The sequence below is a fragment of the Pollutimonas bauzanensis genome, from assembly GCF_900129885.1.
Taxonomy (GTDB): domain Bacteria; phylum Pseudomonadota; class Gammaproteobacteria; order Burkholderiales; family Burkholderiaceae_B; genus Pollutimonas; species Pollutimonas bauzanensis.
Genome location: NZ_FQXE01000006.1, coordinates 94,568 through 107,174, shown reverse-complemented (window position 1 = coordinate 107,174; position 12,607 = coordinate 94,568). Strand labels below are relative to the sequence as shown.

Below are 12,607 nucleotides of genomic sequence, written 5' to 3'. Positions count from 1 at the left end.
ATTATTTTAACGCAGTGCGGACGAGGATCTGTAATTAGCGTGGCCCGACGGCCGTGCCAGGCCTTAAATACCCCAGAGTGTCGTTAAAAGCATACGGTTTCACCGGCCCAGGCGCCGCCTTCCCCACGCCCGCGAGCCATGAAAAGCCCTGAAAATGGCCCAAAGAATACCTAAAGAAAGCCTAAAGCAAGGCGCGCAGCACCCAGAAAGAGACCATCCCCCCTACTATCACCATCAAGGTGCTGCGGGTGCGCCAGTAAATCAGGATGGCGAACAGCGCGGCGAACACCTTGATGTCCAGTTGCAGGCCGGCGGCGGGGCTCCATGGCAGCAGCTCGGGCACCACGATGCCGATCAGGGCCGCGGTGGGCGCATAACGCAAGGCGCGGCGCACCGGATCGCTGAGGGGAAAGTAGTCGCCAAACACGAAATAGCCCGCGCGGGTCAGCAAACTGCACAAGGCGAGAACCAGGATCGCCCCGAGTATGTACAGATCGTAATCCAGGTCGCCGGTCATGGGGATTTCCTGTTTTTGCGCTGCAGGCGCTCGCTGAGCACGCCCGCGAAGATACCGCCGGCCACCGCCGCCGCCAGCCCCAGCCGCAGGGGCCATGGCTGGCCGGCCCAGGCGATAAGGCCGGCCACCAGCAGGCACATGGCCATGGGCCGCGTCTGGACCAGGGGAATGATGATAGCCATCAGCGCCAGTATCGCCGCGAACTCCAGGGACCACGACGCCGGCACCAGCCCGCCCAGGTAGATGCCCAGCAGCGACGAAAGATTCCAGGCGAACCAGCAGGGAACGATAAGCCCGAGGAAATACCAAAGCTGTTCACCGCTACCTTTGAGCTTGCTGTCGCCGTAGCGCCCCATGAACAGCACGAAAGCGATATCGCTGGAGAAAAATCCGAGGAATAAACGCCTGGGCCAGGAAAGATGGCGGAAAAAAGGCTGCAGCGCCGCGCCGAAGATCAGAAAGCGGATGTTCACCAAGAGGCCGGCCACGAAAATCAGCAGCAAGGGCGACAAGGTTTCCATGAGCGGCAAAGCAGTCAACTGGGCCGAACCGGCGTACACCAGCAAGGTCATCAACGTCGCCATGCTTTCGGTGAGGCCCGACTTGACCAGCGCGATACCGGTGACAAAGCCCCAGGTGCTCACGGCGACCAGAGCGGTCAGAACGTCGCCCAGCCCCTTCCCGAAGTCGCGCCTGGCCTGGGCGCCGGGAAAACTGGAAAAAAATCTATTCTTCACCACTGCGCATACCTTACACAACATGGCAAGCCGCAAGGCATGCCACAACACCGAGCCAAGTGAAGAAATCCGGGCTGTCGCCCGGAGCCTCTCCGCCACCATTCAGGGGCGCCTGCGGCGCCGCCAAGCGTGGGACGCAAGTTTTCGAAAAGGGATTATTGTAAGGCCGCCGCCCTTGCTACAATCAAGCCTCAACTTTGGGAGAGCCGAATGTCCATGTCCGATCGCGATGGTTTTATCTGGTATGACGGCAAGCTGGTGCCCTGGCGCGACGCCACGACCCATGTCCTGACCCATTCCCTGCATTACGGCCTGGCCGTTTTCGAGGGCGTGCGCGCATACAACACCGACATCGGCACGGCCATCTTCCGCCTGCAGGACCACACCAAGCGGCTGTTCAATTCGGCCCACATCTACCAGATGGCCATGCCCTACGACAGGGACGCGATCAACGCCGCTCACCTCGAAGTGGTGCGCGCCAACGAGCTGGAATCCTGCTATATCCGCCCGCTGGTGTTCTACGGCTCTGAAAAAATGGGGGTTTCGCCCAAGGGCGCGCAAGTCCATGTCGCGATAGCGGCATGGCCCTGGGGCGCATACCTGGGCGAAGAAGCGCTGCAGCAGGGCATACGGGTGAAAATCTCGTCGTACGCCCGCCAGCACGTCAACGTCACCATGCCGCGCGCCAAGGTGGCCAGCACCTACGCCAATTCGATCATCGCCAACGCCGAAGCCCTGGACCACGGCTACGACGAGGCCATACTGCTGGACACCGACGGCTTCGTCGCCGAAGGCTCCGGCGAGAATATTTTCATCGTCAAGGACGGGGTGCTGTGCGAGCCCGAAATCGCCTCGGCGCTTACCGGCATCACGCGCTCGACCATTCATGCCCTGGCGGCCGACCTGGGCATACCCGTGCTGACCAAGCGCCTTACCCGCGACGATCTGTACATTGCCGACGAAGCCTTCTTCACCGGCACGGCGGCCGAGGTCACGCCCATACGCGAGGTCGACCGCCGCGTTATCGGCGCAGGCAGCCGCGGCCCCATTACCGAAAAGTTGCAGCAAGCCTTCTTCGATGTGGTAAACGGGAAGAACGCCAAATACCACCACTGGCTAAGCAAGGTATAAAATCCGTCCGGCCGTACCGGACCCCATCCTTAGGACACACCATGAGCAGCGCCCCCAAATCCGTCGTTCCGCATGACCAAACCATTTTCGTCGAAGCCAAGGACTTGCCCGTCTACTGTCCCGGGCCGAATGCGCCCGTCTGGAGCATGCATCCGCGCGTCTACATCGAAGTCGTCAAGACCGGCAGGGCGATTTGCCCGTATTGCGGCGCCGCTTATGAACTGAAAGAAGGCGAAAAGGTTCACGGGCATTAATCGACGCCCCGCGCCGCCGGCGGCGCGGGGCAATAACCAACGGTTGCTGTTTTATGTTTACGACTCCACAAGAAGCTGAACAGGCCTTCTACGAGGCGCTTCAGAAAGCGGACCTCGCCCTGATGATGCGCGTCTGGTCCGACGACGAAGAAATCGTCTGCGTGCACCCGGGCGGCATGCGCCTGGTCGGCCACGACGCCGTCCAGAGCGCCTGGCAGAAAATATTGGGCAACGGGCCCATGGCGGTCAACACGCTGCGGCCCATGGCCATGTCCAGCGCGATGAGTTCGGTGCATGTGCTGATAGAGCAGATCGTGCTCAAGACCCCGGACGGCGACAAGACTGCCAACTGCTACACCACCAACGTTTTTCACAAAGGCCGGGCGGGATGGAAAATGATACTGCATCACGCCTCACATGCTCCGCAAGACATCGACAAGCTCGGCTTGCAGGATCGCCCCGACACTTTGCACTGAAAGCCGGTACGTGACAGCACAGATAGACACTTCTCCCTGCCCTACCCCTGCGTGGCTGCCCAGCGGCCATCTGCAAACGCTTTATGGCGCGCTGGCCGCGCGCTATCACCACATTTCTTTCGTCCGCGAACGCATCGATACGCCCGACGGCGATTTCCTCGACCTGGACTGGACCGGCCCGGGGCTGTTTTCAGACAAGCTGGCCAATGGCTCGGCGTCCCGCCCCGACAGCCGCCTGGCCCATACCGCCGCCCGGCGCTGGATGCAGGATAACGACTGGGCGACTCTGCCCACCGCCACCGACAGCCCCGCCCTGGTGCTTTTCCATGGCCTCGAAGGCAGCAGCCACAGCCACTATGCGCAAGCCATCACCCAGCATTTCCGGGCGCGCGGCTGGATGGTGGTCATCGCCCATTTCCGCGGCTGCTCGGGCTTTCCCAACCGCATGGCGCGCGCCTACTTCTCGGGCGATTCCGACGATATCGGGTTCATTCTCGACACGGTGCGCCAGCGCCTGCCCAATGCCCGCTGGCACGCCGTCGGCGTGTCCCTGGGCGGCAACGCCATGCTCAAGCATATAGGCGAGAAAGGCGCGGCCATGGCGTGGCTGGCCGCCTGCGCCGCCGTCTCGGTGCCCCTGGACCTGGTCGCTTGCGGCACCCGCCTGTCAGAAACCTGGCTGGGCAAGCATCTGTATTCGCGCAATTTCCTCAAGACCATGAAAACCAAGACCCTGGAAAAAGCCAAGCGCTTTCCGGGCAACATCGATGCCCTGCGCCTGAGCCAGGTCAAAAGCCTGCGCGAGTTCGACGACATGTACACCGCCCCCATGCACGGCTACAAGAACGCGCTGGATTACTGGACGCGGGCGTCAAGCAAGCCGCAACTGAAGAACATAGCCGTGCCGGCGCTGGTGCTCAACGCCAGGAACGACCCTTTCATTCCCGAGCCCTCCCTGCCCGGCTCGCACGACTGTTCGCCCAGGGTCGTATTGCACCAGCCGGCCGAAGGCGGACACGTGGGTTTCGTTACCGGGAGCTTTCCCGGCCACATAGGCTGGCTGCCCACGCGCCTGGCGCGTTTCTTCGAGACCGGCGCCTAGTGTCCTGTCTGGCTAATCCCAATACTCACCTTCGGCGCATCCGAATTCGAGCGCGCGGACCAAGCAAACAGGACACTAGCCATCACGACTTGAACCGTTCGAGCAGTTCGCGGTCGGCCTTGAGGCGTTCCTTCAGCGTGCGTATCTGCACGTCGAGCTCCGACTGCACGTAGAAATCCTTGGTCATATTGCGCGCCTGCTGCAGCTGTTCGACCGCCGTGGCCAGGGCGCCCGTCATGTCGTAATAAGAGGCCATGGTGCGCCGGGCGGCGACCTTCTGCCCCAGGCGCTCCTGGCTTTGCGCCTGCAATTGGTACAGGCGCGGCACGTCCGGCCATTGCTTGATCCTTTGCTGCAGAAACTGTACCGCCGCCTCGTCCTGGCCGGTTTTTTGCAGCGACTCGACCCTGGCAAGGGCAATGCCCTGGCTATCGGGCCAGCGGTCCGAAGCCGCCTGGGCCAGCGCCAAGGCTTGCGCGTTGTCGCCCTGCGCCAAGGCCAGCGATACCGCCAGGCCCGCCACTTCCGGCGAACCCTGGCCGTTCTTCTGGGCATTGCGCAGCGCCTGCTCCGCCTGGGCCGTGTCCTTCTTTTGCAAGGCCGCATAGGCCAGGCCATACCATGCCGCGGACTGCTCCACGCCCGCGGCCTGGCTCGCGTCCAGCTGCAGCTTCTCGACCGCGTTGCGCTGCGACTGGCCGTCGCGCGCCTGCATGACGCGCAATTTGGCGCGTATATACCAGAATGAGTCGCTGCCCTTGGGATGCGCCGCGGGCATTTCGCTTACGCGGTTCTCGATATCGGCCATGCGCTGAATCGACAAAGGATGGGTGCTGGTGTAGTCGCCGCCGCCCATGCCCTCGTTGAGCCGTGAAGCATTCGCGAGCTGCTTGAACATGCGCACCATGCCGCGCGGGTCGTAGCCGGCTTTGCGCATCATTTCGAAGCCGGCGCGATCGGCTTCCTGTTCGGCCTGCCTGGAAAAACCCAGTTGCCGGTCCACCGCCGCCGCCTGCCCGAAAGCCGCCACGCCCATGGCCAGATCGCCGCTGCCCGACAGCGCCGCCAGCAAGGCTGCCGCCAGCGCCGCCATCATGACGCCGCTGCTTTGCGACCTTTGCGTCATGCCCCGCGCAATGTGGCGCTGCGCGACGTGGCCGATTTCGTGGGCGAGGACCGACGCCAGTTCCGATTCGCTTTGCGCCTGCACCACCAGGCCGCTATTGATGCCCACATAGCCGCCGGGCAAGGCAAAAGCGTTGACCTGCGGATCGCGCACGCCAAAGACGGTGATGGGCTGCTGCACAGTGATGGGAGAGTGGGCCGCCAGGCCGCGGCCCATGTTGGTCAGATACTGGCTGACGTCGGGATCGGCGATGTAGTCGGGATCGCGGCGCCCCTGCTCCATGATGGCGTCCCCCAGGGTGCGCTCCAGCGAGGGGGAAAGTTCCGCCGCGGAAGCGGAGCCCATGCTGGGCAGGCCCATGGGCTGGGCCTGCACGGGAGCCGACCAGCACGAGGCCCAGATCAGGCTGGCGCAGATCAGTTTGGCATAGGTAGGGGTTCGCAGGTCAGGGCGGGAAGCTGTCATGGGTCCGCAAGGTGATTCAGAGGCTGATTCAGGAGGCGGCAGCCGCCACCGACTGCCTGGCGCGCAGGGCATCCTGTTTGTTGGGCAGGCGGTTTCTGGCCGACAAGCGCATGAGCGTGGCCAAGGCAAACAACAAGCCGAACACCTCGACAAAGCCCGCCAGCACCCACATGGTTAGCCCGCCGATAGCCTGGTCGGTGACGGCTGTCATGCCGGGTATGGCGCGGCCGCACAAATCGAAGATGGGGTAGAGATCGCGCTCGGTGAAGGTGATGACGGCGCCCGTCACCATTTGCGGCACCATGGTGATGACCGGGGAAATGATGCGCCCGCCAGGCGAAAGCACGGCCGGCGGACTGGGGCGGCGATCGAGTATGAGGTTCCAGTACATGAAGCCGCTGATGACGACCGACCAGTTCATGAAGCGGTACAAGCGCCAGTCGAGCATCGAATAGAACTGGACGGTGGGTATCAGGAAGCCCAGCACCAGCGCCACGAACAGCACAGGCACCAGTATCTTGTTGGTGAGGACGGCGACCAGCGCCCGCCCCGGCCTGCTGGCGCGGAAGTCGCGCAGGCGCAGGCGCCACGACATGGGCAGGCCGGCACGCATGACCTGGCCGGGGTAGGCGCCCATGATCAGCAGCGGCCCCAGATGGTGCAGCACCAGATGCTGCAAGCGGTGTATGAAGAACATGCGCTCGGCGTAATAGTCGATGCGGGTATGCATGGACAGATACAGCAGCGCGACGCCTATCCAGAAAAAAGCCTGGCGCACCGCCGTTACGCGATGAACGCGGGTGCCGCGCGTGAACAGCCAGGCGCCCATGAAAAACATCAGCAGCAGCGCGGGGGAAAATTCCCAGGGCGTAAGCCAATCGATAATATTCATGGGCGGAAATCCGGTAAGCGCGACCTTGCTAGTTTAATGCAATATGGCGCCGATCGCCCCATTGCACCTGCTGCACGCCAGGATAGGAACTGAGCTGGCGCGCCTGGGACATGAGCACCGGGCGCAATTCGGGCGGGCAGTTCACGGTGACGCAGGCGCGCGCCATGTCGTGCTGCCTGGCCTTGTCCACCAGCACCTTGGCGACCCGCAGGCCAGCCCCTTCGAAGTCCAGGTAGATCTGCTTGCGCACATCGGCCAGCAGATGGCGGGGGCACACCACGGTGAGGCGCGACAAGGAACTCGGCGCGCGGACCGCCGCGGAGGATTGCACGCCGGCACGGCGCAGAAACAAATTGAAAAGACGCATGGAAACTCCCATTGCCTGTGTGCACCGCCAAGGCGACACACCAACCTGCCGCGGCATGCGCAACAGGTTTGTTTATTGAAAAACGACGGGAGTTTGAATACGCAAGGTATTCTTCAAACTGCCACGCCCTTGAATGACCAGGGGCGTGGCAAGAGCTGGGTGTGAACCGCTGCTGCCTAGACGCGCCTGGTGATTGAATGACCGATACTAGATCGGCCGCAACTGTCGCCGGGGTCGGGATTCACCGCAGAGCTCCTATAAATTGAACACGTCACATTGTAACGTCTTAGGCCGGCGCAAACAAGCCTTGGCCTGCGAAACAGGAAGCGGCGGGGGCCGCCAGCCCACCGCGCGGCGCGCTAGAGCACGTAGCCGTCCAGCCAGCCCATGGACGTGTAGACATGCACGACGATCAGGGCAATGCCGAACATGACGACGACGCCGCCCACGAAGGTGGTGACAATGGCGGCGATCACCGCATTCCAGCCTGTGCGCGTGGCCCTCGCGGAGCCCGGGTTGTATTTGGCGTCGAATTTCTCGTCAGGCTTGAGCGCAAAGACCAGGGCCTCGATGAAGCCATCGGTAATGGGAACAATAAGGATCAGGAACGCAGGATTGTCCCACCAGACCGGGTAAAACTGCGCAAGCGCCAGCATCAGCGCCGAAAAGGCCGTGACCATCCAGGCTCCGCGCCGCCCTATGTACCACCAGTGGGCGCCAAAGACGCCCAGCAGGCAGGCCAGCCAGGCGGCGGCCACCTTGCTGCGATGAGGGGCGGGAGTGGTAAATTGCTTCATGCATGGCCTCGGTCGGCCCTTCGGGCCTTGATGCAAAAACTTTAAAATCCTGTCTATTGTAGTAGAGCATGGAACGCGCATGGATGCCCCCACATACGATATCGCCATCAGCGGCGCCGGCCCCGTCGGCAGCGCGCTGGCCCTGATCCTGGCCGCCAAGTCGCCCGATCCGCGGCGCATCGCCCTGATCGGCCGGCACGCGGCCGCGCTGCCGGGCGCCGCGCCGGCAGCGCAGGCGCCCCCGGACCCCCGCACGCTGGCGCTCAACCATGGCAGCCGAGTCTTGCTGGAACAGCTGGGCGCCTGGCCCGGCGCATCGGCCAGCATCGATGTCGTGCACGTTTCACAGCGCGGCAGGCTGGGGCGCACCCTCATCGATTGCGCCGAGCTGGGCGTCGCGCGCCTGGGCAGCGTCGTCGCCTACGACGCGCTGCTCGCCAGCCTGCGCCGGGCGCTGGCCAGGAGCGGCGTAGCGCTGCTGGAAGCGCCGCCGGGGCGGGCGGTTACCGGCCCTGTGGAACCGGACCGCGGCGGACGCCGCGTCAGCAGCGCGCTTGCCGTGCAGTCCGACGGCTCCCGGCCCCAGGGCATACGGCGCGATTACAAGCAGCATGCCGTGCTGGCCACCGTGCGCGCGGCGCGGCCGCGGCAAGGATGGGCTTTCGAACGCTTCACCGCCCAGGGGCCGCTGGCCGTTCTGCCCCATCCCCAGGGGAATGATGTATACGGCATCGTGTGGTGCTGTCCGCCCGCGCAGGCCCAAAGGCTGCTCGCCCTGGACGGCCCGGCCTTCGAAGCCGCCTTGCACGATGCTTTCGGAGACCGGCTGGGGCGTTTCCTTTGCCTGGGCGAGCGCCATGTGTTTCCCTTGTCGCTGCACGCCGGGCCGTCCCTGCTCGATGCCCGCACGGTGGCCATAGGCAACGCCGCCCAGACCCTGCATCCGGTTGCGGGCCAGGGGCTGAACCTGGGCCTGCGCGATGCGGCGCAACTGGGCCAGGCGCTGGCGCCATGGCTGGCCCGGCCCCATACCGACGCAGGCCATCTGCTCGCGCAGTTCGCCCGCAATCGCCGCCCGGACCGCTGGCTGACCGCGGGAATCACCGATTTTCTGCCGCGGGTGTTCACTACCGGCAATCCCCTGGTGGAACATGCCTGCGGGCTGGCCTTGTTGACGCTGGACCTGCTGCCTGCCTTGCGCAACACCCTGGCTCGCCAACTGCTCCAGGGCCTGCGCAGCTGAGGCCCTGGCCCGGGAATTCCGATCGGGGGTTAAAATCCCCCGATGTTCATAGGCTCCTGGTCCCTTCCCAACCCGGTTTTCGTCGCGCCCATGGCCGGCGTGACCGACCGCCCCTACCGCAAGCTCTGCAAAATGCTGGGCGCGGGCTATGCCGTGTCGGAAATGGCGGCCAGCAATCCCCGCCTGTGGGATAGCGTCAAGACATCGAGGCGCCTGGACCACGACGGAGAAATCGACCCCATAGCCGTGCAAATCGCCGGATCGGACCCCGCCATGATGGCCGAGGCCGCGCTGTTCAATGTCGGCAAAGGCGCCCGCATCATCGACATCAATATGGGCTGCCCCGTGAAAAAGGTATGCAATGTGGCCTCCGGTTCGGCGCTGCTGCGCGACGAGGACCGCGTGGCGCGCATACTTGAAAGCGTGGTGAGGGCCTGCCAGCCGCTGGGCGTGCCCGTGACGCTGAAAACCCGCACGGGCTGGGATCGCGAATCGCGCAATGCCGTCAGGGTCGCCAGGCTGGCGCAAGACATAGGCATCGCCGCCATCACCCTGCACGGACGCACGCGCTGCGATTTATACCAGGGCCGGGCCGAGTACGATACGATACGGGAAGTGAAGCGGGAACTGAAGATTCCGGTAATTGCCAATGGGGATATCGATAGTCCCGAAAAAGCCAGATACGTACTAGAGTATACGGGTGCCGATGCCGTGATGGTCGGCCGCGCTGCCCAGGGCAGGCCGTGGATTTTCCGGGAAATCAGCCATTACCTTGCGACCGGCGCCCATTTGCCGCCCCCCACCTATGGCGAGCTGCGCGACTGCCTGCTGGACCACCTCGAGGACCATTATCAATTCTACGGGGAATACACAGGAGTCCGCTCGGCGCGCAAGCATATAGGCTGGTACCTGGCCGATATGCCCGATGTCGACGAGTTGCTGCCTGGCATCAACCAGATCAGCAATACCCGCGACCAGACCCGCGCCCTAGAGCTATGGTTTGATCGCCATCCACCCAACGAGCCGATGATGGCTCAGACGGCAAAGGCGTAAAGCCCGCAGCACGTCACAGAATATCAACCGAGGATCATGAGTAACACAAATCCCCTAGAGCAATCCGTGCGCGACCGGCTCGAACGCTATTTTACGGACCTGGGCGACTCGGAGCCGCGCGACATGCTGGCCATGGTCATCAATTGCGTCGAACGCCCCGTCCTGCAGGTTGCTCTTGAAAAATCCCACGGCAACCAATCCAAGGCCGCCGAGATGCTGGGCATTACGCGCAGCACCTTGCGCAAGAAACTGCTCGCCCATAACCTGCAACCCTAATCCATTTGAACCCTAGACTTTGATCTTATGAAAATCCAGACTGCCCTACTCTCGGTTTCCGATAAAACCGGTATCGTCGAATTCGCCCAGGCATTGGCCCAGCGCGGCGTGCGACTGCTGTCCACCGGCGGCACCGCCAAGCTGCTGGCGCAAGCCGGCCTGGCCGTAACCGAGGTCGCCACGCATACCGGCTCGCCGGAGATCCTGGACGGCCGGGTCAAGACCCTGCACCCCAAGATACATGGCGGGCTGCTGGCGCGCCGGGATAGCGCTGAACATTTGAAGACGCTGGAAGAACATGGAATCGACCGCATCGATATGCTGGTCGTCAATCTGTATCCGTTTCGCGAGACCATCGCCAGGCCCGGCTGCACCTTTGCCGATGCCGTGGAAAACATCGATATCGGCGGTCCGGCCATGCTGCGCGCCGCCGCCAAGAACCACGGCACGCCCGAAGGCGGCGTAAGCGTCGTGATCGACCCGGCCGACTACCAGCGCGTCCTGGCCGACATGGACGGCCCGCATGGGCACCCTTCGTATGCCCTGCGCCTGGAGCTGGCCACCAAAACCTATGCCCACACCGCGGCCTACGATGGCGCCATCGCCGCCTACCTGAGCAGCCTGGCGGCCGCCGAGCCCGTCCAGGACGAGGAAGCGCAACGCCGCCCATGGCCGCGCACTCTGACCCTGCAAATGACGCAGCAGCAAGTCCTGCGCTACGGCGAGAACCCCCATCAGGCCGCCGCCTTCTATGTGGACCAGCCCGTGGGCGCGGGCCTGCTGGGCAGCTATCGCCAGTTGCAGGGCAAGGAACTGTCCTATAACAATATTGCCGACGCGGATGCCGCCTGGGAATGCGCGCGCAGCTTCGACAGCATCGCCTGCGTGATCGTCAAGCACGCCAACCCTTGCGGCGTGGCCGTGGGCGACAGCCCCCTGCATGCCTACCAGCAGGCATTCAAGACCGACCCGACCTCGGCCTTCGGCGGCATCATCGCTTTCAACCGCCCCGTGGACGAGGCCACCGCCCAGGCCGTCAGCGGCCAGTTCGTGGAAGTCCTGCTGGCGCCGGACTATTCTTCCGAGGCCCTGGCCGTCTTCGCGGCCAAGAAGAATGTGCGCGTGCTGCAGGTCCCGCAAGGCGGCGCCCACAATGCCTTCGACGTGAAGCGCATAGGCGGCGGATGGCTGGTGCAGAACCCCGACGACTACCAGGTCCCGCAAGACGCATTCAAGCTGGTCACCACCCTGGCCCCCACCGCGCAGCAAATGCAGGACCTGATGTTTGCCTGGAAGGTCGCCAAATACGTCAAGTCCAATGCCATCGTCTTTGTCGGCAATGGCATGACCCTGGGCGTGGGCGCCGGCCAGATGAGCCGCATCGACTCGGCCCGCATCGCCTCCATCAAGGCGGAAAACGCCGGCCTGACGCTGGCCGGCTCGGCCGTCGCCTCGGACGCCTTCTTCCCGTTCCGCGACGGCCTGGATGTCGTGGCTGAAGCCGGCGCCAGCTGCGTGATTCAACCCGGCGGCAGCGTGCGCGACGAAGAAGTCATCGCCGCCGCCAACGAGAGGGGTATTGCCATGGTGTTCACCGGCGCCCGGCATTTCCGCCACTGATGCGCATACTGGGGATAGATCCGGGCTTGCGGCGCACCGGCTTTGGCGTCATCGACGTCCAGGGCTCGCGCCTGCTATATGTGGCCAGCGGCACCATTATCGTGCCGGCCGACCGGCCGCTGGCGCAGCGCCTCAAGGTCATACTGGACAATATCCGCGAAGTCGTGCAAAGCACCCAGCCCACGGTGTCAGTGCTGGAAAAGGTCTTTGTCAACACCAACCCCGCCTCCACATTGTTGCTCGGGCAGGCGCGCGGCGCCGCCATGTGCGCCCTGGCCGACAGCCTCCTGGATGTGCATGAGTACACCGCCCTGCAGGTAAAAAAGGCCGTGGTGGGCAATGGCCACGCCGCCAAGGAACAAGTCCAGAAAATGGTGCAGCACCTGCTGGCCCTGAGCGGACTGCCCGCCGCGGACTCGGCCGACGCCCTGGCCTGCGCCATTTGCCATGCGCATTGCCATCCCCTGACCCAACGCCTGAAGGAAACCGGTCAGCTCAAGCCCAACCATACCAGTCGCGTGCGCGGCGGGCGCCTGGTCGGTTAATTTTTC

General features: G+C 63.8%; 15 protein-coding genes. 9 read left to right on the top strand and 6 right to left on the bottom strand.

What is annotated here, in order from left to right; genetic code table 11:
• Positions 1 to 181 precede the first annotated feature (181 nt).
• Positions 182 to 517 carry an AzlD domain-containing protein gene (locus BUB23_RS12735; protein ID WP_073103556.1) on the bottom strand — a complete coding sequence of 112 codons (336 nt, stop codon included), beginning with the start codon at positions 515 to 517 and terminating at the stop codon, positions 182 to 184.
• On the bottom strand, positions 514 to 1,278 hold the full coding sequence (locus BUB23_RS12730; protein WP_084136004.1) for an AzlC family ABC transporter permease: 765 nt from the start codon (positions 1,276 to 1,278) through the stop codon (positions 514 to 516). Before BUB23_RS12730 ends, BUB23_RS12735 begins: the two co-directional genes overlap by 4 nt.
• 186 nt (positions 1,279 to 1,464) lie before the next feature.
• On the opposite strand from BUB23_RS12730, the gene BUB23_RS12725 reads away from it, so the two are divergent.
• Genes BUB23_RS12725 through BUB23_RS12710 form a run of 4 tightly spaced genes read left to right on the top strand, consistent with a single transcriptional unit; the run spans position 1,465 to position 4,217 of the window.
• Entirely contained in the window at positions 1,465 to 2,385 is a 921-nt protein-coding gene (locus tag BUB23_RS12725) for a branched-chain amino acid transaminase (RefSeq protein ID WP_073103555.1), read from the top strand.
• 41 nt (positions 2,386 to 2,426) lie between these two features.
• Positions 2,427 to 2,639: a zinc-finger domain-containing protein gene (locus tag BUB23_RS12720; RefSeq protein WP_073103553.1), complete on the top strand. Its 213-nt coding sequence runs from the start codon at positions 2,427 to 2,429 to the stop codon at positions 2,637 to 2,639.
• Between the two features lie 53 nt (positions 2,640 to 2,692).
• Positions 2,693 to 3,115, top strand: a complete 423-nt coding sequence (locus BUB23_RS12715; RefSeq protein WP_073103552.1) for a YybH family protein — start codon at positions 2,693 to 2,695, stop codon at positions 3,113 to 3,115.
• A gap of 10 nt (positions 3,116 to 3,125) precedes the next feature.
• Positions 3,126 to 4,217: a YheT family hydrolase gene (locus BUB23_RS12710; protein WP_073103550.1), complete on the top strand. Its 1,092-nt coding sequence runs from the start codon at positions 3,126 to 3,128 to the stop codon at positions 4,215 to 4,217.
• Between the two features lie 82 nt (positions 4,218 to 4,299).
• On the opposite strand, the gene BUB23_RS12705 is transcribed toward BUB23_RS12710, so the two are convergent.
• From BUB23_RS12705 to BUB23_RS12690, 4 genes are all read right to left on the bottom strand, one after another.
• Positions 4,300 to 5,808 (bottom strand): M48 family metalloprotease, encoded by a 1,509-nt coding sequence (locus BUB23_RS12705; protein WP_073103549.1) that lies wholly within the window; start codon positions 5,806 to 5,808, stop codon positions 4,300 to 4,302.
• A gap of 28 nt (positions 5,809 to 5,836) precedes the next feature.
• A complete protein-coding gene (locus tag BUB23_RS12700) occupies positions 5,837 to 6,700 on the bottom strand; it encodes a cytochrome c oxidase assembly protein (RefSeq protein ID WP_073103548.1) in 864 nt (287 codons plus the stop codon).
• A gap of 28 nt (positions 6,701 to 6,728) precedes the next feature.
• Positions 6,729 to 7,067 (bottom strand): hypothetical protein, encoded by a 339-nt coding sequence (locus BUB23_RS12695; RefSeq protein ID WP_073103546.1) that lies wholly within the window; start codon positions 7,065 to 7,067, stop codon positions 6,729 to 6,731.
• Positions 7,068 to 7,426: 359 nt separating this feature from the next.
• Positions 7,427 to 7,864 carry an NINE protein gene (locus BUB23_RS12690; protein ID WP_084136002.1) on the bottom strand — a complete coding sequence of 146 codons (438 nt, stop codon included), beginning with the start codon at positions 7,862 to 7,864 and terminating at the stop codon, positions 7,427 to 7,429.
• Between the two features lie 79 nt (positions 7,865 to 7,943).
• Between BUB23_RS12690 and BUB23_RS12685 the strand changes: the two genes are divergently transcribed.
• From BUB23_RS12685 to ruvC, 5 genes are read left to right on the top strand one after another with little or no spacing between them, the layout of a single operon-like run.
• Entirely contained in the window at positions 7,944 to 9,107 is a 1,164-nt protein-coding gene (locus BUB23_RS12685; RefSeq protein ID WP_073103545.1) for an FAD-dependent monooxygenase, read from the top strand.
• Between the two features lie 42 nt (positions 9,108 to 9,149).
• Positions 9,150 to 10,160, top strand: coding sequence for a tRNA dihydrouridine synthase DusB (gene dusB / locus BUB23_RS12680; RefSeq protein WP_073103543.1), 1,011 nt, complete (start codon positions 9,150 to 9,152; stop codon positions 10,158 to 10,160).
• 36 nt (positions 10,161 to 10,196) lie between these two features.
• Positions 10,197 to 10,436: a helix-turn-helix domain-containing protein gene (locus tag BUB23_RS12675; RefSeq protein WP_073103542.1), complete on the top strand. Its 240-nt coding sequence runs from the start codon at positions 10,197 to 10,199 to the stop codon at positions 10,434 to 10,436.
• 27 nt (positions 10,437 to 10,463) lie between these two features.
• Positions 10,464 to 12,056, top strand: a complete 1,593-nt coding sequence (gene purH, locus BUB23_RS12670) for a bifunctional phosphoribosylaminoimidazolecarboxamide formyltransferase/IMP cyclohydrolase (RefSeq protein WP_073103541.1) — start codon at positions 10,464 to 10,466, stop codon at positions 12,054 to 12,056.
• Positions 12,056 to 12,601, top strand: a complete 546-nt coding sequence (gene ruvC / locus BUB23_RS12665; RefSeq protein ID WP_073103540.1) for a crossover junction endodeoxyribonuclease RuvC — start codon at positions 12,056 to 12,058, stop codon at positions 12,599 to 12,601. Before purH ends, ruvC begins: the two co-directional genes overlap by 1 nt.
• The last annotated feature ends 6 nt before the right edge of the window (positions 12,602 to 12,607 follow it).

Bases quoted from the DNA above. Each gene is read 5' to 3' on its own strand.
- ruvC (WP_073103540.1), top strand. From the start codon at position 12,056: ATGCGCATACTGGGGATAGATCCGGGCTTGCGGCGCACCGGCTTTGGC.
- purH (WP_073103541.1), top strand. From the start codon at position 10,464: ATGAAAATCCAGACTGCCCTACTCTCGGTTTCCGATAAAACCGGTATC.
- BUB23_RS12695 (WP_073103546.1), bottom strand. From the start codon at position 7,067: ATGCGTCTTTTCAATTTGTTTCTGCGCCGTGCCGGCGTGCAATCCTCC.
- BUB23_RS12720 (WP_073103553.1), top strand. From the start codon at position 2,427: ATGAGCAGCGCCCCCAAATCCGTCGTTCCGCATGACCAAACCATTTTC.
- BUB23_RS12725 (WP_073103555.1), top strand. From the start codon at position 1,465: ATGTCCATGTCCGATCGCGATGGTTTTATCTGGTATGACGGCAAGCTG.
- BUB23_RS12690 (WP_084136002.1), bottom strand. From the start codon at position 7,864: ATGAAGCAATTTACCACTCCCGCCCCTCATCGCAGCAAGGTGGCCGCC.
- BUB23_RS12705 (WP_073103549.1), bottom strand. From the start codon at position 5,808: ATGACAGCTTCCCGCCCTGACCTGCGAACCCCTACCTATGCCAAACTG.
- dusB (WP_073103543.1), top strand. From the start codon at position 9,150: ATGTTCATAGGCTCCTGGTCCCTTCCCAACCCGGTTTTCGTCGCGCCC.
- BUB23_RS12685 (WP_073103545.1), top strand. From the start codon at position 7,944: ATGGATGCCCCCACATACGATATCGCCATCAGCGGCGCCGGCCCCGTC.
- BUB23_RS12700 (WP_073103548.1), bottom strand. From the start codon at position 6,700: ATGAATATTATCGATTGGCTTACGCCCTGGGAATTTTCCCCCGCGCTG.
- BUB23_RS12730 (WP_084136004.1), bottom strand. From the start codon at position 1,278: ATGTTGTGTAAGGTATGCGCAGTGGTGAAGAATAGATTTTTTTCCAGT.
- BUB23_RS12675 (WP_073103542.1), top strand. From the start codon at position 10,197: ATGAGTAACACAAATCCCCTAGAGCAATCCGTGCGCGACCGGCTCGAA.
- BUB23_RS12715 (WP_073103552.1), top strand. From the start codon at position 2,693: ATGTTTACGACTCCACAAGAAGCTGAACAGGCCTTCTACGAGGCGCTT.
- BUB23_RS12735 (WP_073103556.1), bottom strand. From the start codon at position 517: ATGACCGGCGACCTGGATTACGATCTGTACATACTCGGGGCGATCCTG.